This is a genomic window from Albidovulum sediminicola, assembly GCF_025751575.1.
In the GTDB taxonomy this organism is placed as follows: domain Bacteria; phylum Pseudomonadota; class Alphaproteobacteria; order Rhodobacterales; family Rhodobacteraceae; genus Albidovulum; species Albidovulum sediminicola.
The window spans coordinates 162,562-183,090 of record NZ_JAOWLA010000004.1 but is presented as its reverse complement, the minus strand read 5'-3'; the positions used below and the strand labels follow the sequence as shown (position 1 = coordinate 183,090).

At 66.1% G+C, this 20,529-nt stretch carries 18 protein-coding genes and 1 other RNA gene; 6 read left to right on the top strand and 13 right to left on the bottom strand.

The genetic code is table 11. From position 1 onward, the window contains the following. Positions 1-32 precede the first annotated feature (32 nt). Positions 33-1,544, top strand: coding sequence for a choline-sulfatase (gene betC / locus OE647_RS06170; RefSeq protein ID WP_263720830.1), 1,512 nt, complete (start codon positions 33-35; stop codon positions 1,542-1,544). A 44-nt stretch (positions 1,545-1,588) separates the two neighbouring features. On the opposite strand, the gene OE647_RS06165 is transcribed toward betC, so the two are convergent. The 4 genes from OE647_RS06165 to OE647_RS06150 form a co-directional block, all read right to left on the bottom strand. Continuing rightward, positions 1,589-2,350 (bottom strand): SDR family oxidoreductase, encoded by a 762-nt coding sequence (locus tag OE647_RS06165; RefSeq protein ID WP_263720829.1) that lies wholly within the window; start codon positions 2,348-2,350, stop codon positions 1,589-1,591. Beyond that, positions 2,347-3,807: a carnitine 3-dehydrogenase gene (locus tag OE647_RS06160; protein WP_263720828.1), complete on the bottom strand. Its 1,461-nt coding sequence runs from the start codon at positions 3,805-3,807 to the stop codon at positions 2,347-2,349. The genes OE647_RS06165 and OE647_RS06160 overlap by 4 nt, the downstream gene beginning before the upstream one ends. A gap of 82 nt (positions 3,808-3,889) precedes the next feature. Then, positions 3,890-4,528, bottom strand: coding sequence for an SGNH/GDSL hydrolase family protein (locus tag OE647_RS06155; RefSeq protein WP_263720827.1), 639 nt, complete (start codon positions 4,526-4,528; stop codon positions 3,890-3,892). 5 nt (positions 4,529-4,533) lie between these two features. Next, positions 4,534-5,451, bottom strand: a complete 918-nt coding sequence (locus OE647_RS06150) for a beta-keto acid cleavage family enzyme (RefSeq protein WP_263720826.1) — start codon at positions 5,449-5,451, stop codon at positions 4,534-4,536. Between the two features lie 105 nt (positions 5,452-5,556). On the opposite strand from OE647_RS06150, the gene ssrA reads away from it, so the two are divergent. The 4 genes from ssrA to typA all read left to right on the top strand — a co-directional run bounded on the left by ssrA (position 5,557) and on the right by typA (position 9,004). Further along, positions 5,557-5,912, top strand: a transfer-messenger RNA (tmRNA) gene (gene ssrA, locus OE647_RS06145). A 60-nt stretch (positions 5,913-5,972) separates the two neighbouring features. Beyond that, positions 5,973-6,401 carry an ester cyclase gene (locus OE647_RS06140; RefSeq protein WP_263720825.1) on the top strand — a complete coding sequence of 143 codons (429 nt, stop codon included), beginning with the start codon at positions 5,973-5,975 and terminating at the stop codon, positions 6,399-6,401. A gap of 40 nt (positions 6,402-6,441) precedes the next feature. Continuing rightward, positions 6,442-7,098, top strand: a complete 657-nt coding sequence (locus OE647_RS06135; RefSeq protein ID WP_263720824.1) for a DUF1194 domain-containing protein — start codon at positions 6,442-6,444, stop codon at positions 7,096-7,098. An 88-nt stretch (positions 7,099-7,186) separates the two neighbouring features. After that, complete coding sequence (gene typA, locus OE647_RS06130) at positions 7,187-9,004, top strand: translational GTPase TypA (RefSeq protein ID WP_263720822.1); 1,818 nt, start codon at positions 7,187-7,189, stop codon at positions 9,002-9,004. Positions 9,005-9,051: 47 nt separating this feature from the next. Here the strand turns inward: typA and OE647_RS06125 are convergent, their stop codons facing one another. The 6 genes from OE647_RS06125 to recA all read right to left on the bottom strand — a co-directional run bounded on the left by OE647_RS06125 (position 9,052) and on the right by recA (position 14,476). Continuing rightward, positions 9,052-9,831: a class II glutamine amidotransferase gene (locus OE647_RS06125; protein ID WP_263720820.1), complete on the bottom strand. Its 780-nt coding sequence runs from the start codon at positions 9,829-9,831 to the stop codon at positions 9,052-9,054. Positions 9,832-9,922: 91 nt separating this feature from the next. After that, a complete protein-coding gene (locus OE647_RS06120; protein WP_263720818.1) occupies positions 9,923-10,219 on the bottom strand; it encodes a DUF1330 domain-containing protein in 297 nt (98 codons plus the stop codon). Continuing rightward, entirely contained in the window at positions 10,216-12,879 is a 2,664-nt protein-coding gene (alaS, locus tag OE647_RS06115; protein WP_263720817.1) for an alanine--tRNA ligase, read from the bottom strand. The genes OE647_RS06120 and alaS overlap by 4 nt, the downstream gene beginning before the upstream one ends. A gap of 92 nt (positions 12,880-12,971) precedes the next feature. Beyond that, positions 12,972-13,118, bottom strand: a complete 147-nt coding sequence (locus tag OE647_RS06110; protein WP_263720816.1) for a nuclear transport factor 2 family protein — start codon at positions 13,116-13,118, stop codon at positions 12,972-12,974. Beyond that, entirely contained in the window at positions 13,119-13,325 is a 207-nt protein-coding gene (locus tag OE647_RS06105) for a hypothetical protein (RefSeq protein ID WP_263720815.1), read from the bottom strand. Between the two features lie 80 nt (positions 13,326-13,405). Beyond that, positions 13,406-14,476 carry a recombinase RecA gene (gene recA, locus OE647_RS06100; RefSeq protein ID WP_318527935.1) on the bottom strand — a complete coding sequence of 357 codons (1,071 nt, stop codon included), beginning with the start codon at positions 14,474-14,476 and terminating at the stop codon, positions 13,406-13,408. A gap of 194 nt (positions 14,477-14,670) precedes the next feature. On the opposite strand from recA, the gene OE647_RS06095 reads away from it, so the two are divergent. Continuing rightward, entirely contained in the window at positions 14,671-15,261 is a 591-nt protein-coding gene (locus OE647_RS06095) for a hypothetical protein (protein ID WP_263720814.1), read from the top strand. On the opposite strand, the gene OE647_RS06090 is transcribed toward OE647_RS06095, so the two are convergent. The 3 genes from OE647_RS06090 to guaB all read right to left on the bottom strand — a co-directional run bounded on the left by OE647_RS06090 (position 15,243) and on the right by guaB (position 20,450). Beyond that, the gene (locus tag OE647_RS06090; RefSeq protein ID WP_263720813.1) at positions 15,243-17,654 is read right to left on the bottom strand and encodes a hybrid sensor histidine kinase/response regulator; all 2,412 of its coding nucleotides are present in this window, start codon (positions 17,652-17,654) and stop codon (positions 15,243-15,245) included. The genes OE647_RS06095 and OE647_RS06090 overlap by 19 nt on opposite strands. A 90-nt stretch (positions 17,655-17,744) precedes the next feature. Then, positions 17,745-18,932, bottom strand: coding sequence for an RsmB/NOP family class I SAM-dependent RNA methyltransferase (locus tag OE647_RS06085; protein WP_263720812.1), 1,188 nt, complete (start codon positions 18,930-18,932; stop codon positions 17,745-17,747). Positions 18,933-19,001: 69 nt separating this feature from the next. After that, positions 19,002-20,450, bottom strand: a complete 1,449-nt coding sequence (gene guaB / locus OE647_RS06080; RefSeq protein ID WP_263720811.1) for an IMP dehydrogenase — start codon at positions 20,448-20,450, stop codon at positions 19,002-19,004. Positions 20,451-20,529 lie beyond the last annotated feature (79 nt).

Genomic DNA, 20,529 nt, shown 5'->3' with positions numbered 1-20,529 from the left:
TGCTGTGCCGCAAACGAACAAGGAGAGCCCCGATGTCCCAGAAGCCGAACATCCTGATCCTGATGGTGGACCAGTTGAACGGAACCCTGTTTCCCGACGGCCCGGCGGACTGGCTGCACGCGCCGACGCTGAAGGCGCTGGCGGCACGCTCGGTGCGCTTCGCCAACACCTACACCGGCTCGCCCCTTTGCGCACCGGGTCGCGCGTCCTTCATGTCGGGCCAGCTTCCCTCGCGCACACGGGTTTACGACAACGCGGCCGAATTCGCCTCTGACATCCCGACCTTCGCCCATCACCTGCGCCGCGCGGGCTACCAGACCTGCCTGTCGGGCAAGATGCATTTCGTCGGTCCCGACCAGCTTCACGGCTTCGAGGAGCGGCTGACCACCGACATCTACCCCGCCGACTTCGGCTGGACCCCCGATTACCGCAAGCCGGGTGAGCGCATCGACTGGTGGTATCACAACATGGGCTCCGTCACCGGCGCGGGCGTGGCCGAGATCACCAACCAGATGGAATACGACGATGAGGTCGCCTACAACGCCACCCGCAAGGTTTACGACCTGGCGCGCGGCGGCGACGAACGTCCCTGGTGCCTGACCGTCAGCTTCACCCACCCGCACGACCCCTACGTCGCGCGCAAGAAGTACTGGGACCTGTACGAGGACTGCGAGCACCTGCTGCCCGAGGTTCCGGCGATGCCCTATGAGGCGCATGACGCCCATTCCAAGCGTATCTTCGACGCCAACGATTGGAAGAACTTCACCATCACCGAGGACGACATCCGCCGGTCGCGCCGCGCCTATTTCGCCAACATCTCCTACCTCGACGACAAGATTGCGGGGATTCTGGAGGCGCTGGAAACCACCCGGCAGGAGGCGGTGATCCTCTTCGTGTCCGATCATGGCGACATGCTGGGCGAACGCGGGCTGTGGTTCAAGATGAACTTCTTCGAAGGCTCCGCCCGCGTGCCGCTGATGATCGCGGGAAGCTCGGCCGAGGCGCGCCGCATCGACACGCCGGTTTCGACCATCGACGTGACCCCCACGCTGTGCGACCTGGCCGGCGTCAGCATGGACGAAGTCATGCCCTGGACCGACGGCGAAAGCCTTCTGCCGCTGATGGGCGGTCAGGCGCGCACCGCGCCGGTGATGATCGAATACGCGGCTGAGGCTTCCTACGCGCCGCTCGTCTCGCTGCGCGACGGGCGCTGGAAGTACAACCGCTGCGCGCTGGACCCCGACCAGCTCTTCGACCTTGAGGCCGATCCGCACGAGTTGACGAACCTTGCCGATGTCCCGGCCCATGCCGACACGCTGGCCGCGCTGAAGGCGAAGTCCGAGGCACGTTGGGACCTCGCCCGCTTCGATGCCGAGGTGCGGCAAAGCCAGGCCCGCCGCTGGGTCGTCTACGAGGCGCTGCGCAACGGCAACTACTTCCCCTGGGATTACCAGCCGCTTCAGAAAGCCTCCGAACGCTATATGCGCAACCACATGGACCTCAACATCCTCGAGGACTCCAAGCGCTTCCCCCGCGGGGAATAAGGCGTCTCCCCCGCCGGGCCGGGATGGTCTGGCGGGGGCTGCATTCATACTTTCGGGTCCGGGTTGATGGTGAAGCCGTCGACCGTCATCACCTGCCCGGACACCATCCGCGCGCCCTCGGAGGCCAGGAAAACCGCCATATTGGCAATGTCCTCGGCGTCCGAAAGCAATCCGAGCGCCGTGCCAGCCGCATAACCCGCGCGCACCGCGTCGGGCGTCATGTCCTTGGCCGCCGCCTCCGCCTCGAACACCCGGTCGATGCGCGGGCCGTTGACGGAGCCCGGACAGATCGCGTTGGCGCGGATGCCGAAGGGGCCAAGCTCCATCGCCACCGTCTTCATCAGCCCGATCACCGCCCATTTCGCTGCCGCATAGGGCGCGCGATAGGGAAAGCCGTAAAGCCCGGCGGTCGAGGAGGTGAAGGTCATCACGCCGGACCGCTGGGCCTTCATCAGGGGTGTGGCGTGTTTCGCCGCCAGCATCGCCCCGTCAAGATTGACCGCCAGGCAGTCACGCCACTGGGCGAGGTCCATGTCCTCGATCGCCGCGGTCGGTCCCTTGATCCCGGCATTGGCGCACAGAACATCAAGACCGCCCCACAGGGCACTGACTTCCTTGAAGAAGCCTCCCATCTGCGCGTCGTCCGAGGCATCGACGCGCGCCGCCACAATCCCGTCCGGGACCGCGGCCAAAGCCGCTTCATCGACATCGGTGACCCAGACGCGGTCGCCCCGCGCCTGGAACGCCCGCGCCATGGCCAGCCCGATGCCAGAGGCTCCGGCGGTGATGACGACCCGCGCACTCACTTCCGCTGGCCGACGTAGCGTCCGGCGGCCTCGGGGCGCGGGAGCGCCTCATGCGCCTTGGCGATGGGTCGCAGCTTCTCCAGAACCTCAGGCGCGGCCGCGCAGGCCTTGCCCGCCTTCATGTCGACGTGCAGGAACATCTGCTCAAGCGAGGCGACGACCTCATCGCCGCGCAGGACGCGGATCATGGCGTGCAGGCGCTTCTCATCCATGGACAGGACCTGAAGCGTCCCGGTCAGCCGGTCACCCAGCTTCGCCTCGCCCAGATGCATGATATGGGTTTCAGCGGTGTAGTAGCTGTGGCCCGCCGAGACATAGTCCATTCCCGCCCCAATCAACGCGAGGAAAGCGTTCGAAACATCTGACGCGATGTAGAGATATCGGCTTTCGGTCATGTGACCGTTATAGTCGATATATCCCGGCAGAACCTGCGTGTTGACCAGCGCCAGCGGGGCGCCAGCGGGTGTCGCCGCATCGGCATGGAAGGCTGCCTGACGGCGCGCGTCATGTTCCAGCAGAACCTTGCCCGCGCCCCAGTTGCGCTCCTTCAGCGCACGCATGAAGCCGATCAGGTTCTGGTCGCGGATGCGCTCCAGTTCGCGGATGGAATGCTTACCCGACTGCGCGTCCGACTGCCCTGCGATCAGGTCCACGAGCTCGTCGTTGAACTCCGGCACATCCATGAGCTTGGTCCAGGGCCAGGTCAAGCAGGGACCGAACTGCGCCAGGAAGTGCTTCATCCCGGCCTCGCCGCCCGCGATGCGATAGGTTTCGAAAAGACCCATCTGCCCCCAGCGCAGACCGAAGCCCATGCGGATCGCCTCGTCGATTTCCTCGGTCGTGGCGATGCCGTCCTTGACGAGCCACAGAGCCTCGCGCCAGACGGCCTCCAGGAAGCGGTCGGCGATATGGGCGTCGATCTCCTTGCGGACATGGAGCGGGAACATCCCGATCTCACGCAGGATTTCCTTTGCGTTTTCAATCACCTTTGCATCTGACTTCGCGCTCGGCACGACCTCGGCCAGGGGCAGCAGGTAGACCGGGTTGAACGGGTGTGCAACGAAGATGACCGAGGGGTCGGCCGCATTCTCCTGAAGCTCCGACGGCTTGAAGCCCGAGGTCGAGGAGCCGATGGGCGCCCCGTGGCTCGCCTGCTGGATCTGCGCGAAGACACGGTGCTTCAACTCCAACCGTTCAGAGACAGATTCCTGAATGTACTCAGCGCCTTCCACGGCTTCCGTGATGGTGTCGGCGAAGCTCAGCCGCCCCTCGGCCGGCATCGGCACATCCGAAAGCGCGGGCAGCGCGTTGCGTGCGTTCGCCAAGACCTCGCCAATCTTGCGCTCGGCCTCGGGATCGGGGTCAAAGACCGCCACGTCCCAGCCGTTCAGAAGGAAGCGGGCAGCCCAGCCGCCGCCGATGACCCCGCCCCCGATAATCGCTGCCTTGCGCGCCATTTGCGCTGTCCTTTCCGTTGGTTGGCCCGATGTCCGGGCGTCTGATTGTTACCAGCGCGGGCCCTTCGGGCCGGAGCGCCGGTCAGTTACCTTCGGACTTGGCCAAGGCGCGCACCTGCGCCGCAATCGCCTCGCCCAGAATTCCATGCGCCGCGGCGTTCAGGTGAACCCCGTCCAGCGGATCGACCGCGATGAGCGTCCCGGCATCCAGGAAGCTGACGCCCAGCTCGGCCGCAAACTGCCGCGACCAGTCCGCGACCGACCGCCCCCGCGCCTCGGCGCCCTGGAACATCTCCGCCAGGCAGCCCGTTTCGACCACCGGCGACGGGCAGACCCAAAGGACCTGCCGGACGTGGCCGGAGGCCAGCATGACCTCGACCAGCCGCCCCGCACCACGCGCGATGTCGAAGCCCGTCAGGCTGAAGCGCTGCTTGAGGTCGTTGGTCCCCAGCATCAGCACCGCGACGTCGATGGGCCGATGGCTTTCCACGATGGCGGGAAGGACCGTCAAGCCGTTGCGGTGGGCGCCCTCGATCGGGTCGTCATGCACGGTCGTGCGGCCGGGCAACCCCTCGGCGATTACGTCCCAGTCGGGCCCCAGCGCCGCCGCCAAGACACCGGGCCAGCGCGTGGCCCGGTCAAAGCGGCGGTCCTCGTTCAGGGACGCCATGGGGGGCGTCCCGAACGTGTTGCTGTCGCCGTAGCAAAGGACAGTCGGCACGAAGCTTACTTCGCCTGAGGCGCGCGCTTGGTCAGGCCAAGCTTGGCACGAACCTCGTCCGGACCGATCACGCGGGCGCCCATGTTCTCGACGATGGTCGCCGCGCGCTCGACGAGCTGCGCGTTCGTCGCAAGCTGCCCCTTGCCGAGCCAGAGGTTGTCCTCAAGCCCCACCCGCACGTTGCCGCCAGCCAGCACCGCCGCCGCGGCATAGGCCATCTGGTCGCGCCCGAGGGAGAAGGCCGACCACTGCCAGTCCGACGGCACGTTGTTGACCATCGCCATGAAGGTGTTGAGGTCATTCGGCGCCCCCCAGGGCACGCCCATGCAGAGCTGCACCAGCGCGGGGCTGTCGAGGATCCCGTCCGCGACAAGCTGCTTGGCGTACCACAGGTGGCCGGTGTCGAAGGCCTCGATCTCGGGCTTGACGCCCAGGTGGGTCATCATCCGGCCCATCGCCTGGAGCATGCCGGGCGTGTTGGTCATGACATAGTCGGCCTCGGCGAAGTTCATCGTGCCGCAGTCGAGCGTGCAGATTTCCGGCAGGCATTCGGCCACATGCGCGACCCGCTCTGAGGCGCCGATCATGTCGGTTCCTTGCGTGTTCAGCTGCATCGGATTTTCGGTCGGGCCGAAGACGATGTCGCCGCCCATCCCCGCCGTCAGGTTCAGGACCACGTCCACATCGGCCTCGCGGATGCGTTCGGTCACCTCGCGGTAGAGATCGACCCGGCGCGAGGGTTTGCCGGTTTCGGGGTCGCGCACATGGCAATGGACGATGGCGGCACCGGCCTTCGCCGCGTCGATGGCCGAGTTGGCGATCTGTTCGGGGCTGCGCGGGACATGCGGGCTGCGGTCCTGAGTCGCACCGGAGCCGGTCACGGCACAGGTGATGAAAACCTCGCGGTTCATGGAAAGCGGCATGGGAATCCTCCGTATCTGCGAAAACTATACCCGCGCGGGGATCGATGATTTTGCGCATAGCGAAGATGATTTGCCGTTTTGCGAAATACCTCGTTGCGCGTGCGGCGCCTTGCGGGGCGCGGGCGGGCGCCCTATATTCGCAGCGTTCGGGTTCGCCCGGGCTATGGACATAAACGCGCTCGTAATAAGCGGATCGGACCCGGGGGCGGTACCCGGCGGCTCCACCAGATACCCTTGTTGGGGGAGGAAGGGGCCGAAATAGGATCGACGAACGTCTAAAGGGGTTTGCTTTGTCTCGGTGAGGTACCACCGTTATCGGTCCACAATGTACAGTTGCCAACAACAACCGTGCTCCGGCAATGGCTCTGGCTGCGTAAGCAGTTCGGGTCGCCGAAACTAAGTCCTTGCGCTTAGCCGCGTAAGGCGGGGTCCGCAGGCACCTGGCAACAGAAGCCTGCACTTCACCTCCTGTAAATCTTCTCGTCTTACGGTCGTGCCAGGCGCGGCGTGAGGGCCAGACGATGATGACCAAGGTCGAATTCCTCCAGAACTGGTACCGGCAGGTCTGGATCGAGGCCGATCCCGACGCGGTCGACCGCTATTTCGATCCGCGCACCGGGGCCGACGGGCTGATGCCGGACGGCCAGGTCACGCCGGAGGATTTCAAGGCGCTCGTGCCCGCGCTGCTGACCCTCGTGCGCAACCTCGACATCACCATCGACCGCTCGATGGAGGTGGGCGACTGGCTCTGGGCCCAGATCTCGGTCCATGCCCTGGCGGCGGGGGGAACCCAGCCCATCTGCGCGGCGGGCCAGGTGATGATGCGGATCGAGGGGGACAAGATCACCGAGGCCTATAACTGCTTCGATTTTCTCACCTTCTTCGCGCAGGCAGGACTTTTGCCACAGGACGCGCTTCTCCTCCTCCTCTCGGGGGAACGGATGGGCTGACCACGCTTGCCGAATTCCAGCGGCGGGGCGATGATCGGGCATGTCGGCCCTTCGCGCGTTCTGCCTTTCGCTGTGCTTCCTGACCGCACCCGCTGCGCGCGCCTGCGATGTCGCACTTCTGCTGGCGATCGATGTGTCGGGCTCCATCGACGCGGGCGAATACCGCATCCAGATGGAGGGCACGGCTGACGCCCTCTCCGAGCCGGCGGTGGCGGAGGCTTTGGTGCAGGCGCGCGCGCGGATCGCGCTGGTGCAATGGTCGGCCGGCGGAATGCAGGCGCTGTCGGTCGGTTGGCAGCCTATCGAAACCACGGACGACGCCCATGCCCTTGCGGCACGCGTGCGCGCCCTTCCCCGGGCCTTCGTGGGCGCTGATACCGCGGTGGGCGAGGCGATCGGCTTCGCCGCCGACCAGTTCACCCCGGTCGCCGATTGCCGCCGCCGGGTCATCGACATCTCTGGCGACGGTGCGCAGAACGCGGGCGCGCCCCTGGCGCCGCTTCGGTCGCGGGCACTGGCCGCGGGCATCGAGATCAACGCCATCGCCATCGAAAGCATCGGCCTGTCGATCACCGTCTATTACCGCAGTTTCGTGATCAGCCGCGGCGGCTTTGTCATGACAGCGCGGGGGCACACCGAATACCCCCAGGCCATCCGGATGAAGCTGCTGAGGGAGATCGGCCAGCCACTCGGCTGACGCCCTGCGACCGGCTTTTTGCCCAAGGCCCTAGCCTTTGGCCCGGATTTCCTCTATCGGGGCGCCAACTCAGGATCAAGGCAGACCCATGGACCTCCGCAATATCGCGATCATCGCGCACGTTGACCACGGCAAGACGACCCTTGTCGACGAACTCCTCAAGCAGTCCGGCGCGTTCCGGGAAAACCAGGCCGTGGCCGAACGCGCCATGGACAGCAACGACATCGAACGCGAACGCGGCATCACGATTCTGGCCAAGTGCACCTCGGTCGAGTGGAAGGGCACGCGCATCAACATCGTCGACACGCCGGGCCACGCCGATTTCGGCGGCGAGGTCGAGCGCATCCTGAACATGGTGGACGGCGTGGTCCTGCTGGTCGATGCCGCCGAAGGGCCGATGCCGCAGACGAAATTCGTGACCTCCAAGGCGCTGGCGCTGGGGCTCCGGCCCATCGTCGTTCTGAACAAGGTCGACAAGCCCGATGCCGAACCCGACCGCGCGCTGAACGAGGTCTTCGACCTTTTTGCCAACCTCGGCGCGGACGATCAGCAGCTGGACTTTCCCCACCTCTACGCCTCGGGCCGCGCAGGCTGGGCCGACGACAGCCTTGAAGGGCCGCGCAAGGACCTTTCGGCGCTGTTCGACATGGTGGTGCGCCACGTGCCCGCCCCCGCCCAGATCGCGCGGGCGAACGAACCCTTCCGCATGCTGGCAACGACCCTTTCGGCCGACCCGTTCATCGGCCGCATCCTGACGGGCCGCGTCGAAAGCGGCACGCTCAAGGTCGGCGAGACGCTGAAGGCGCTGTCGCGCACCGGCGAGCGGATCGAGCAGTTCCGCGTGACCAAGATCCTCGCGTTCCGGGGCCTTGCCCAGCAGGCCGTGGACGAGGCGCAGGCCGGTGACATCGTGACGCTGGCCGGCATGACCAAGGCGACCGTGGCCGACACGCTCTGCGCGACCGAGGTTGACGCGGCGCTTCCCGCCCAGCCGATTGATCCGCCGACGATCTCCGTTACCTTCGGGATCAACGACAGCCCGCTGGCCGGCAAGGACGGCAACAAGGTGCAGTCGCGCGTCATCCGCGAACGGCTGATGAAGGAAGCCGAAATGAACGTCGCCATCCGCGTCGAGGACACGCCGGGCGGCGAGGCCTTCATCGTCTCGGGCCGCGGCGAGCTTCAGATGGGCGTCCTGATCGAGAACATGCGCCGCGAGGGATTCGAACTGTCGATCTCCCGCCCGCGCGTGATCATGCGCGAGGAGAACGGCGAACGGCTGGAGCCGATCGAGGAAGCCATCATCGACGTCGATGACGAATACACCGGCGCCGTGATCGACAAGCTGACCGGCGAGCGCAAGGGCGACCTGGTTGAGATGCGCCCGGCTGGCGCGGGCAAGACCCGGATCGTCGCCCATGTGCCCTCTCGCGGGCTGATCGGCTATCACGGCCAGTTCCTGACCGACACACGTGGCACCGGCGTCCTGAACCGCATCTTCCACGGCTGGGCCCCTTACAAGGGCGCGATCCAGGGCCGGCGCGAAGGCGTCCTGATCTCGATGGAAAACGGGGTTTCGGTCGCCTATGCGCTGTGGAACCTCGAAGAGCGCGGGCGGCTCTTCATCGGCGCGCAGGAACAGATCTACGAGGGCATGATCATCGGCGAGCATTCGCGTGACAACGACCTTGAGGTCAACCCGCTGAAGGGCAAGAAGCTGACCAACGTCCGCGCCTCGGGGACGGACGAGGCGGTGCGCCTGACGCCCCCGGTGCGGCTGAGCCTGGAACAGGCGATCGCCTATGTCCAGGACGACGAGCTGGTGGAGGTCACGCCGAAGATCGTGCGCCTTCGCAAGCGCTTCCTCGATCCGCATGAGCGCAAGCGCCAGGCCAAAGTGGCATAAGACCGGAACGGGGGCCCCAGCGGCCCCCGTTTTCTATGGTGAACCGCTCAGTCTAGGACCGGCGTGAAGTCGAAGGTTTCGACTGTCTCGCCGTCGAAGACGCAGAAGCTGCCCGGTGCGACCGCGTCCCAGCATTCACCGAGTTCCAGCGGCTCAGAAACGACCGCACGGCCCCCAAACCTGTCGGACCAGCGGTGATAAAGCGTCGGCGCATGGTCGTCGGTCGCGTAGCGGCAGGCATAAAGCGCCCTGCCATCGCTGAAGGCGGCCGAAAGCCGGATATGGGGCGCGGCGCCCCGCGCGCGTGACAAACGCTCTAGCCGACCCACCGCCCGTTCAAACGCGCCTTTGGGATCGTCCTCCAACCCCTCGCTCAGCGCAACGAGGAACAGCGCCTCGCTGTCGGTCGCGCCCTTGCGTTGGGGGTAAAGCGCGTCGGGGATCATCATGTCGACCTCACGCCGGAGCTGCTCGAAGCCGCCGATCTGGCCGTTGTGCATGAAGGTCCAGCGCCCCACCGCGAAAGGATGGCAATTGTTGCGGCTGGTCGCGGTACCGGTCGAGGCGCGGACATGCGCCAAGAACAGACGGGAGCGGACCTGCGCGGTGATCGAGCGCAGGTTGGGGTCCGACCAGGCCGGAAGGATATCGCGAAACAACCCCGGCTCTGGCCGCTCGCCATACCAGGCGATGCCGAAACCGTCGGCATTGATGGCGGTCTTGCTCTGCGTGGCGCCGTGGCTCTGTTCGATCAGCGAATGGCCGGGGCGGCAGACCACCTCCTCCAGCAGGATCGGCGCGCCCGTATAGGCTGCCCAGCGGCACATCGCGCTAGTCCCTCGCCCCGTGTCTGGCTGTCATGCCCTATGCCTCGGCCTTGTCTCGCTCAGCCTCTACGCCAAAAGTTTCGAAACCCTTTCAGGCCTCTTCGACCACCATCAGATCCCGCTCGGAGGCACCTTTCGCATGCGACAGCGCCTCCTGGTATTCCGGGCTATGGTAGCAGGCGACCGCCGCGTCGAGCGAGGGGAACCGCGCCACCACGTTGCGCGGGCGGTCGTTGCCCTCAAGCTGTACATAGCGCCCACCGCGCGCAAGGAAGGTCCCGCCGTGCTTGGCGATCGCCGGACCGGCGAGGGCCGCGTACTTGCCGTAGCGCTCCTCGTCCAGCACCTTCACATGCGCGATCCAGAAAGCACCCTTGGTCTCGCTCATTTCATTCCTCCGATCACGGTTTCGGCGGCCTTCACCGCGTCGTCGGCCTTCGAGGCATCCGCGCCCCCGGCCTGCGCCATGTCGGGACGACCGCCCCCGCCCTTGCCGCCAAGCGCCTCGGCCGCGGCCTTGACGATCTCCACCGCCGAGAGCCGCGCGGTCAGGTCCTGCGTCACGCCGGCAGCGACGGCGGCCTTGCCGCCGGTGTCGGCCACAACCAGCACCGCACCCGATCCGACGCGCGCCTTCAACTCATCGACCAGCGCCGGAAGATCCTTTCCGGACACCCCGGAAACCACCTGAGCAACAAACTTTACCCCGTTGATTTCTTTGACCTCTGGCCCACCGGAGGCGCCGCCGCCCATGGCCAGTTCTCGACGCAGTTGCGCCACCTCGTTCTGAAGTGACTTGCGCTCGTCCAGCAGCGCCTTCACGCGCACCGGCACGTCATCGCGCCCGCATTTGAGCGCAACCGACGCCTCGGCAAGCCTGCGATCCCGATCCAGAAGGAAGTTCAGCGCCGCCTGCCCCGTCAACCCCTCGATCCGCCGGACCCCCGCACTGGACGCGGAATCGCTGACCAGAACGAAGGCGCCGATGTCGCCGGTACGCGTCACATGGGTGCCGCCGCAAAGCTCCAGCGAATAGGTCGCGCCGTCCGTCCCCTTGCCCGATCCGCCAAGGCGGCCCATCGAGACCACGCGCACCTCATCGCCGTATTTCTCGCCGAAGAGCGCCTGCGCGCCAAGCCCACGCGCGTCGTCCGGCGTCATGATCCGGGTCTCAACCGGCATGTTCTGGCGGACGTATTCGTTGACCTCAGCCTCGACCGCGGTCTGCTCCGCCTCGCTGAGCGCCTTGGAGTGGCTGAAGTCGAAACGCAGCCGGTCCTCGGCGTTCAGAGAGCCGCGCTGAGCCACATGCTCGCCAAGCGCGCGCCGCAGCGCCTCGTGCAGAAGGTGCGTCGCGGAGTGGTTGGCACGAATCGCGGTCCGGCGGCCATGGCTGACCTCCAGCTTCGCGGGCTGGCCGCGCGCGATCTCGCCCTCGCTGACTTCGGCGATGTGGATGAAAACGCCGGCCGACTTCTTGGTGTCGGTGACGGTCGCCAGGCCGGTATCGGTCCGGATCAGGCCGGTGTCCCCGACCTGGCCGCCGCTTTCGGCATAGAACGGTGTCTGGTTGACGACGATCTGCACCTTGGCGCCCGTCGCGGCAGCGCCGGTTTCCCTGCCGTCGGCCACCAGGGCAACGATCTGACCCTCGGCGGTCTCGGTGTCGTATCCCAGAAACTCGGTCGGACCGTGCTCTTCGGCCAGGTCGAACCAGATCTGTGCGTCCTTGGTCTCGCCCGATCCCGCCCAGGCGGCGCGCGCCTTGGCTTTCTGCTCTGCCATCGCGTGGTCGAAACCCGCGACATCGACCGTGCGCCCCATTTCGCGCAGCGCGTCCTGCGTCAGGTCCAGCGGGAAGCCGTAGGTGTCGTAAAGCCGGAAGGCCGCGGCACCGGGCAGCGGCGCGCCCTCACCCAGCTTCGAAAGCTCATCATCCAGAAGCCTCAGCCCCCGGTCCAGCGTCTGCTTGAAGCGCGTCTCTTCCAGCTTCAGCGTTTCCTCGATCAGCGCCTGCGCGCGCTGAAGCTCAGGATAGGCCGCGCCCATCTGCCGGACCAGCGCCGAGACCAGACGGTGCATCAGCGGGTCCTGCGCGCCCAGAAGATGCGCGTGGCGCATCGCGCGGCGCATGATCCGGCGCAGAACGTAGCCGCGCCCCTCGTTCGAGGGCATGACCCCGTCCGCGATCAGGAAAGAGGTCGAGCGCAGGTGGTCGGCGATCACCCGGTGGTGGATCTTGCCCTTGCCGTCCGGGTCGCTTGAGGTCGCATGCGCCGAAGCCTCGATCAGGCTGCGCATCAGGTCGGTATCGTAGTTGTCGTGCTTGCCCTGAAGCAGCGCGCCGATCCGCTCCAAACCCATGCCGGTGTCAATCGACTGGTTCGCAAGGTCGCGGCGGGTGCCGTCCTCGAACTGCTCGAACTGCATGAAGACGAGGTTCCAGATCTCGATGAAGCGGTCGCCATCCTCCTCGGCCGAGCCCGGAGGGCCGCCCCAGATATGGTCGCCGTGGTCATAGAAGATCTCGGTGCAGGGGCCGCACGGGCCGGTCGGGCCCATCATCCAGAAGTTGTCGTTGGTCGGAATGCGGATGATCCGGTCGTCCGTCAGCCCCGCGACCTTCTTCCAGATGTTCGCCGCCTCATCGTCGGTATGGTAGACGGTGACCAGGAGCCGGTCCTTGTTCAGGCCGAAGTCCTTGGTCAGCAGGTCCCAGGCATAGGGGATCGCCTGTTCCTTGAAATAATCGCCGAAGGAGAAGTTCCCTAGCATCTCGAAGAACGTGTGGTGGCGCGCGGTGTAGCCCACGTTGTCGAGGTCGTTATGCTTGCCACCGGCACGCACGCATTTCTGCGCCGTGGAGGCGCGGTTGTAGTCGCGCGTCTCGACCCCGGTGAAAAGGTTCTTGAACTGCACCATGCCGGAGTTCGTGAACATCAGCGTCGGATCGTTGCGCGGAACAAGCGGGGAGCTCTCCACGATCCGGTGGTCGTTGCGCCGGAAGAAATCGAGGAAGGTCGAGCGGATATCGTTCAGGCTGGCCATGGGGCTATTTGTCCGGAAAACAATGGGCTTGGACCCGTTTAGCCCCATCCGAAACGACTGTCCACACGGGACCGCGCCGCCCCGGCGTGCCCTCAGCTCACATCAAAGGCGTTGAATGCGATCTGCCAGCGCCCGGCAGACCGCAGGAGCGTCAGGATCTCGCGGAATGTCCCGCCCTTGCAGGGGCTTTCGATCCGAACCACGACCGTATCGCCCGCGACGACCTGATCGTGCAGCACCTAGTCCGGACCCGCACCTTCGCTCGGCGCCTCGAGCGGCGCGGCGAGCGCCAAGACGTCCTGGCGCGACGGCCAAGTTTCGCGGCCGTCATACCAACCCGCTGCGCGAAACTCCGGATGCAAGGCGTGATCGAGCAAGTCGGCACCTTCGCCGGAAGCCCCGCGCAGGTAAGACTGCACGATCGTCAAAACGGCGTGGCGATCCATCCCGCCCTCCTGCCGCCGCTCAACCGTAAATCAAAGGGGCCGCGAATGCGGCCCCTCAAGTCGGTTTGCACGGCGGGCGCTCAGGCCTCCATCACATCCTCGCCGCCATCTTCAGAGGCGCCGAAATCAAGCCCATGGCTCGCCCGGATCTTGTCCTCGATCGAGACGGCGACCTCGGGATGATCCCTCAGGAATTGCTTGGCATTCTCGCGACCCTGGCCGATGCGCTCGTCGCCGTAGGAGTACCATGCACCCGACTTCTCGACCACGCCTGCCTTGACGCCAAGGTCGATCAGTTCACCGGTCTTGGAGATCCCCTCGCCATACATGATGTCGAATTCGACCTGCTTGAACGGCGGCGCGACCTTGTTTTTCACGACCTTAACGCGGGTGGAGTTGCCCACGACCTCGTCCCGGTCCTTGATCGCACCGATGCGGCGGATGTCGAGACGCACGGAGGCGTAGAACTTCAGCGCGTTGCCGCCGGTGGTGGTTTCGGGGTTACCGAACATGACGCCGATCTTCATGCGGATCTGGTTGATGAAGATCACCATGCAGTTCGAGCGACTGATCGACGCCGTCAGCTTGCGCATCGCCTGGCTCATCAGACGGGCCTGCGCGCCCACGGTCGCATCGCCCATGTCGCCCTCGATCTCCGCCTTCGGCGTCAGCGCCGCGACGGAGTCGACCACGACAAGGCTGACCGCCCCGGACCGCACCAAGGTATCCACGATCTCCAACGCTTGTTCGCCGGTATCGGGCTGCGAGATCAGAAGCTCGTCCAGATTGACGCCGAGCTTCTTGGCATATTGCGGATCGAGCGCGTGTTCAGCGTCGACAAAGGCGCAAACGCCGCCCTTCTTCTGCTCCTCCGCCACCACATGCAACGTCAACGTCGTCTTGCCCGAGCTTTCGGGCCCGTAGATCTCGATGACCCGACCCTTGGGCAGACCGCCGATGCCGAGCGCGATATCAAGCCCCAGCGAGCCGGTCGAGGTCGCCTCGATCTCCATCACCGGATTGTCGGCACCGAGCTTCATGATCGAGCCCTTGCCGAACTGCCGTTCGATCTGCGCGAGCGCCGAATCGAGCGCCTTCTGCTTGTCCGCACTACGTTTGTCGTTCATGTCGAAAAGGGTCGCTGCTGCCACGGGTTGCTTCCTTATTCCATAGCCCGCATCTCGGGGCAATGCTACCGTTTGTTCTTGTCTTGTTCACAAATCTATGCGCACAAAACAGGAACATTTCAATCCAATTCTTCATAAACCCGACTTTTTCTTTCCACGGTTAAAGTTTAGTTAAGGGCGGCCGGGCAACACCGCCGAAGACACAAAAAGAGGCCTGCATGCTAGTATTCTGGAAGGAGCGGCTGGTGTTCCTTGCCACGCCCAAGACCGGCACCACCGCGATCGAGGCCGCGTTGCAACCACTGGCCAACGTCTGCATCCAGAATCCGCCCGCGCTCAAGCACACACCCGTCCGGCGCTATCAGCGATTCCTCGCGCCCTACCTCCGCTCTGCCGCGGGTGAGGACTTCACCGTCGTCGCCCTGATGCGTGAACCGGTGTCGTGGCTTGGCAGCTGGTATCGCTACCGCCAGCGCGACGCGATCCCGATCAAGGAACGTTCGACATCTGGCATCGACTTCGACACTTTCGTCAACGCTTACCTGTCGGACCCGCGCCCCGCTTTCGCGGATGTCGGCAGCCAGGCGCGCTTCCTCGAGGCCGGCAACGGGCCGGGCATCGACCGGATCTTCCGTTACGAGAACATCCGCGCCTTCATCGACTTCCTCGAGGACCGGCTGGACTTTGAGATCACGCTGCCGCGACTCAACGTCTCGCCCGAAGGGTCGACCAGCCTTTCGCCCGAGATCGAGGATCGGCTGCGGCGCGAAAGGGCCGAGGATTTCGCTCTTTACGCCGCGCTCGACTGATCGCCCGGGGGCGCCGGTTTTTCGACCGCCCCCGCCGCTTCAGGCACAATCGCGCCGCCGCCGTCTCTGGCCGACTGGGCCTGTCCCAACTGCTCTTGCACGGTACGCACAAGATCGTTGAGCGAGAAGGGCTTGGGCAGGAAGGTTGAGTTGGGCACCCGATCCCGGGTTTCCGCAATGCTTTCCTCGGCGTAACCGGAAACGAACACCACCCGGGTGTCCGGACGATCGGCCAAGGCCTTGCGCACCCAGGTCGGACCGTCGAGCCCGGGCATGATCACGTCGGTCACGAAGATGTCGATCGAGAGTGACTTGTCCTCCAGCATCGACAGGGCGGCCTCGGCACAATCGGCCTCGAAAACGGCGAAGCCGCGCATCTTCAGCGCGCGGGCGGCGAAGGCGCGCACAGGGGCCTCATCCTCCACCAAGAGAACGGTCGCTCCGCCCCGGCGAAGCGGCGGTGGCGCCGGCGGGGCTGCCTCCGCAGGCTCTGGCTCGGCGAGCGACTTTGCCGTGTAGGCTGGGAAGTAGAGCCGGAAGGTTGTGCCCGTCCCGAGGCTGCTCTGACAGAAGATGAACCCGCCGGTCTGCTTGACGATCCCATAGGCCATCGACAGGCCTAGGCCCGTCCCCTCCCCCTGCCGTTTGGTGGTGAAGAAGGGCTCGAAGATCTTGCTCATCTTGTCGGGGGCGATCCCTGTGCCTTCATCCGCGACGGAGACCAGCACATAGTCTCCCGCCGGCACGGTCGCCCGCTCGCGCCGCATTTCCTCCTGAAGATGGATGTTCTCCGTCGTGATGCGGATCGTGCCGCCGCGCGCCATTGCATCGCGCGCGTTTACCACGAGATTCATGATGACCTGTTCCAGCTGCCGACGGTCGGCCCGGATCGGGTGCAGATCGGGCTCGTTCCGCAGCACAAGCCGGATATTCTCCCCGACGAGCCGGTTCAGCAGATGGGCGAGGTCCGCGAGGGTCTCCCTCAGGTCGAGCACGCGCGACTTGAGCGTCTGCTTGCGCGAGAACGCCAGAAGCTGGCCGACAAGGCTCGCCGCCCGATTGGCGTTCTGGTTTATCTGAATGAGATCGGCATAGTCCGGGTCGCTTTGCCGGTGCCGTAGCAGAAGCAGGTCGCAATGCCCGGTAATCGCTGTCAGCAGGTTGTTGAAATCATGCGCGATTCCGCCCGCGAGCTGACCGATCGCCTGCATCTTCTGGCTTTGCACGAACTGCGCCTCCAGCGTCTTCAACTGGGTGGCATCGGACAGGATCGCGATCAAAGCTGTCCCCTCGGGCGTCAGCGTGCGCGACAGCGTCACCTGAAGATAGGCATCAGCCTCGGGATTGCGCAGGCGCAGCACCTCGGGCCGGCCTTCCGCCCGGCCGGTCAGCGCATCGGCGATCCAGTCGTTCACCGGCTGGCCGAGACCTTCGAGGATCTCGTTCAGGGGCGTGCCCTCCGGCACTTCACCGATCAGCATCCGCGCGGCCGGGTTCGCCTCGATCAACGCGCCGGCACGCGACAGCAGGACAAGCGCCACGGGCAAGGTTGCCGCGCCGCCCAGCCCCCGATCGTCCTTGCCTCCGATCTCGGAAGGGACCGGCACCAGGTAAAGCTGGCGCGGCTGGTTCGGCCGCGTGACCTCGGCAATCAGGAAACGCCGGCGCCCATAGCTCGTTTGAACCTCCTGGATGTCACCACCTTGGACCGGAAGGCGGCTGAAGACATCTGCGAGCGTGCTGATCCGCGCGCCCAGAAGCTGGCGCAGCGCGTCGTTCATGAAGACCACCGAACCGGCGGCAGAGACAGCCATCATCGGCAACCCCCCGCCATCGCCCGGGCGCGCCAGGGAGGTGTCGGCCCCGACCGCCTCGATCCGCCAGATGAACAGCGTCCGGGCCGCACGGTGAAGGCAAATCCGTAACGGGCCCCTGGCGGTCACGACCTCCTCCGCCGCAGATCCGTCGAGGAGCGCGCCCTGCCGGAGCCGCCGGAGGACCGGCGCGGGGGCCGCCATGACCGCCCCCAGAACCTCGCTCATGCTGCGCCCGCCCGCCCCGAACTGCGCCTGCGCGGCGCCGTTGCGCGCCAGGATCGCGCCATCTGCGCCTTCGGTAAAGCTCGCCAAACGGTCCTGCGCAACGAAGGCAGCCATTACCTCAGCCAGCCGGGCGTCACGCGCCGCGCGCAGACAGTCAAGGCAGAATACTGCCAGACCGATTGCTAGCAGCGTGGCGGCACCGGTCAGGCAGGCCAGTCCAGCAAACGTGCCCGCAGTCAGGTAGGCGAGAAACGACAGGACCACCCCGCCGGCCAATGGGATCGAGGCGCGCGACAGCCCTTCGAGTGCCCGCCTGATCGCGGGACGCGCCGCCCATGCCTCTCGCGTCACCAGTTCTCCTCCCGAATTCGAACGGTTCCATACGACCGACAAAGGCTTAACGGGCGCTTAACGACAAACCATCTGCGTAAAACTTGCAACCTAGCGGCGTCTGAGACAAGCGAGATAGAAACCATCGCCACCATCTAGCGGGCTGAAGCGACGCTCCAGCTCAAGCGTGAAATCCGCGAACCGCGCGAGGAACGCCGCGATCCTCTCCGCGTTTTCGCTGTCGAGCAGCGAGCAGGTCATGTAGGCCAAGAGGCCGCCGGGCCTGACGAAATTCTGCGCCTCGGCCAGGATTTCATCTTGCGTGCGGTTCAGCGCCGCGAGCCGTTCCGGCCGCAGGGTCCATTTCGCCTGCGGCGTGCGGCGCCAGGTGCCAGAGCCCGTGCAGGGCACGTCGGTCAGCACCAGATCGAAGGGCGCCTCGCCCGGAATCGCGGCGGTGGTCAGGCGGCGCACGGCCACGCCCGCCCGCTCTGCCCGCGCGGGCAGGTCCGCCATCCGCCGGGAATCGGCATCATGGGCGAACCAACTGCCCCGCACGCGCGCGGCCATGGCCAGGACCTTGCCGCCGCCGCCCGCGCAATAGTCGAGCGCGCGAAGACCCGCTTGCAGCGGCAGCGCTTCCACCGCCGCCTGAGAGGCCGCGTCCTGCAATTCAACCAGCCCCGTCAGGTAGGCTTGCGACGATTTGATCCGCGCGGCGCCGTCGGTGACCTCCAGCGCGCCAGCGGCAAGCACGGAGGGGCGGGTCGCGATGCCCTCGGCGGCGAGGGCAGCCATCGCGTCGTCTCGATCCCCACGCGCTGCGTTCACCCGCAGGAAGATGGGCGCGCGATGACGCATCGCCTCCATCGCGGCGTGAAAGTCGGCGCCCAGGCGGGCCTTCAGCGGCGCGACGAGCCAGTCGGGCAGATCCAGCGCCACGGCCTCGGGCAGCGCCGCGGCCGAAGGGGCAGCGGCCAGCGCCGCGGCCTCATCCCCGGTTAGGTGCGCGGGCGCGTAGCCTTGGCCCGAGAAAATCGTGGTCGGATCGGTGCCCGCGTCCCGCAGGAGCCCGATCATCAGCGCGCGCCCGGAAGGCGCCGCCTGCCCCGAAAGCGCCAGCGCCGAGCGGCGGCGGCGCAGCGCGTCATAGACATGGTCGCGGATCGCCGCGCGGTCGCGCGATCCGGCAAAGCGGCTGCCGCGCGCCCAGGTAGTCAGCGCGCGCTCTGCGGCCTCGCCGGCCAGCACCCGATCGAGGATTTCGACCGCGGCCCCGATACGTGCCTCTGGGGTCATGCGCTACCTCCGGTTGCGGCGGGGCCGCGCGGGCCGCCGCCCGGCGTCGGCAGCCCGAGGGTCTGGTCCCTACATCGCGCGGTAGTTGGGGCTTTCGCGAGTGATCTGCACGTCGTGAACGTGGCTTTCCTTGAGCCCCGCGCCGGTGATGCGCACGAACTGGCAGTTCTTGCGCATCTCCGCCACGGTCCGGTTCCCGGTATAGCCCATCGCCGCGCGCAAGCCGCCCACCAGCTGGTGGACGACGGCACCCGCGGAACCCTTGTAGGGCACCTGCCCCTCGATCCCCTCGGGCACCAGCTTGTCGGAGGCCGCGTCCTTCTGGAAATAGCGGTCAGCAGAGCCGCGCGCCATGGCGCCAAGGCTGCCCATGCCGCGATAGGCCTTGAAGCTGCGGCCCTGCCACAGGATCACCTCGCCGGGGCTTTCGTCGGTTCCGGCGATTGCGGACCCCACCATCGCGCAGGAAGCGCCCGCCGCGATCGCCTTGGCGAAGTCACCGGAAAACTTGATGCCGCCGTCGGCGATCACGGGGATATCGCCCGCCGCCTGCGCGGCATCCATGATCGCGGTCAGCTGCGGCACGCCCACGCCCGCGACGATCCGCGTCGTGCAGATCGAGCCCGGCCCGATCCCGACCTTCACCGCATCCGCCCCGGCGCCGATCAGCGCCCGCGTCGCCTCCGCCGTCGCAACGTTGCCGGCCACGACCTGCACGGCGTTCGACAGCTTCTTGATCCGCTCGACCGCCTTCGCCACGCCTTCGGAATGGCCGTGCGCGGTGTCGATCACCACCATGTCCACGCCCGCGTCGATCAGCGCCTGGCTGCGTTCGAACCCGGCGTCGCCCACGGTCGAGGCCGCCGCGACCCGGAGACGACCCAGGTCGTCCTTGCAGGCATGAGGGTTCAGGACGCTCTTTTCGGTGTCCTTCAACGTCAGGAGGCCGGTCAGCTTACCCTGCCCGTCGGTGACCAGAAGCTTCTCGATCCGGCGCGCCTTCATCAGGCTGATGGCCTGGTCGCGGTCCACCGGCTCTTTCAGCACGGCGAGGTTGTCCGAGGTCATCATCACCCGCACCGGCGTCTTGTCATCGGAGGCGAAGCGCATGTCGCGGTTGGTGACGATGCCGACGACCCGGCCCGCCTCATCCACGACCGGAAAGCCGGTGATGTTGTAGCGATCCATCAGCCCCTTGGCGTCGGCCAGGGTCTGGTCAGGCGTCAGGGTGATCGGACTGTAGACCACGCCGCTTTCGAAGCGCTTCACCCGGCTGACCTCACGCGCCTGCGTCTCGGGGTCAAGGTTGCGGTGGACCACGCCGATCCCGCCCGCCTGCGCCATGGCGATGGCCATACGCGCCTCGGTCACCGTATCCATCGCCGAGGACAGAAGCGGAATATTCATCCGGATCGAGCGGGTCACGAAAGTGGACGTGTCGGCATCCGATGGCAGCACGCTGGATGCGGCCGGGACAAGAAGCACGTCGTCAAAGGTGAGCGCCTCGCGAATCTCCATGGGGGCCTCCTCGGGGAGTCATCGTTTGGCGGCTCCCCATTTCACGGGGCGGTCAAGAGTGCAAGGCTTAAATCCTGTC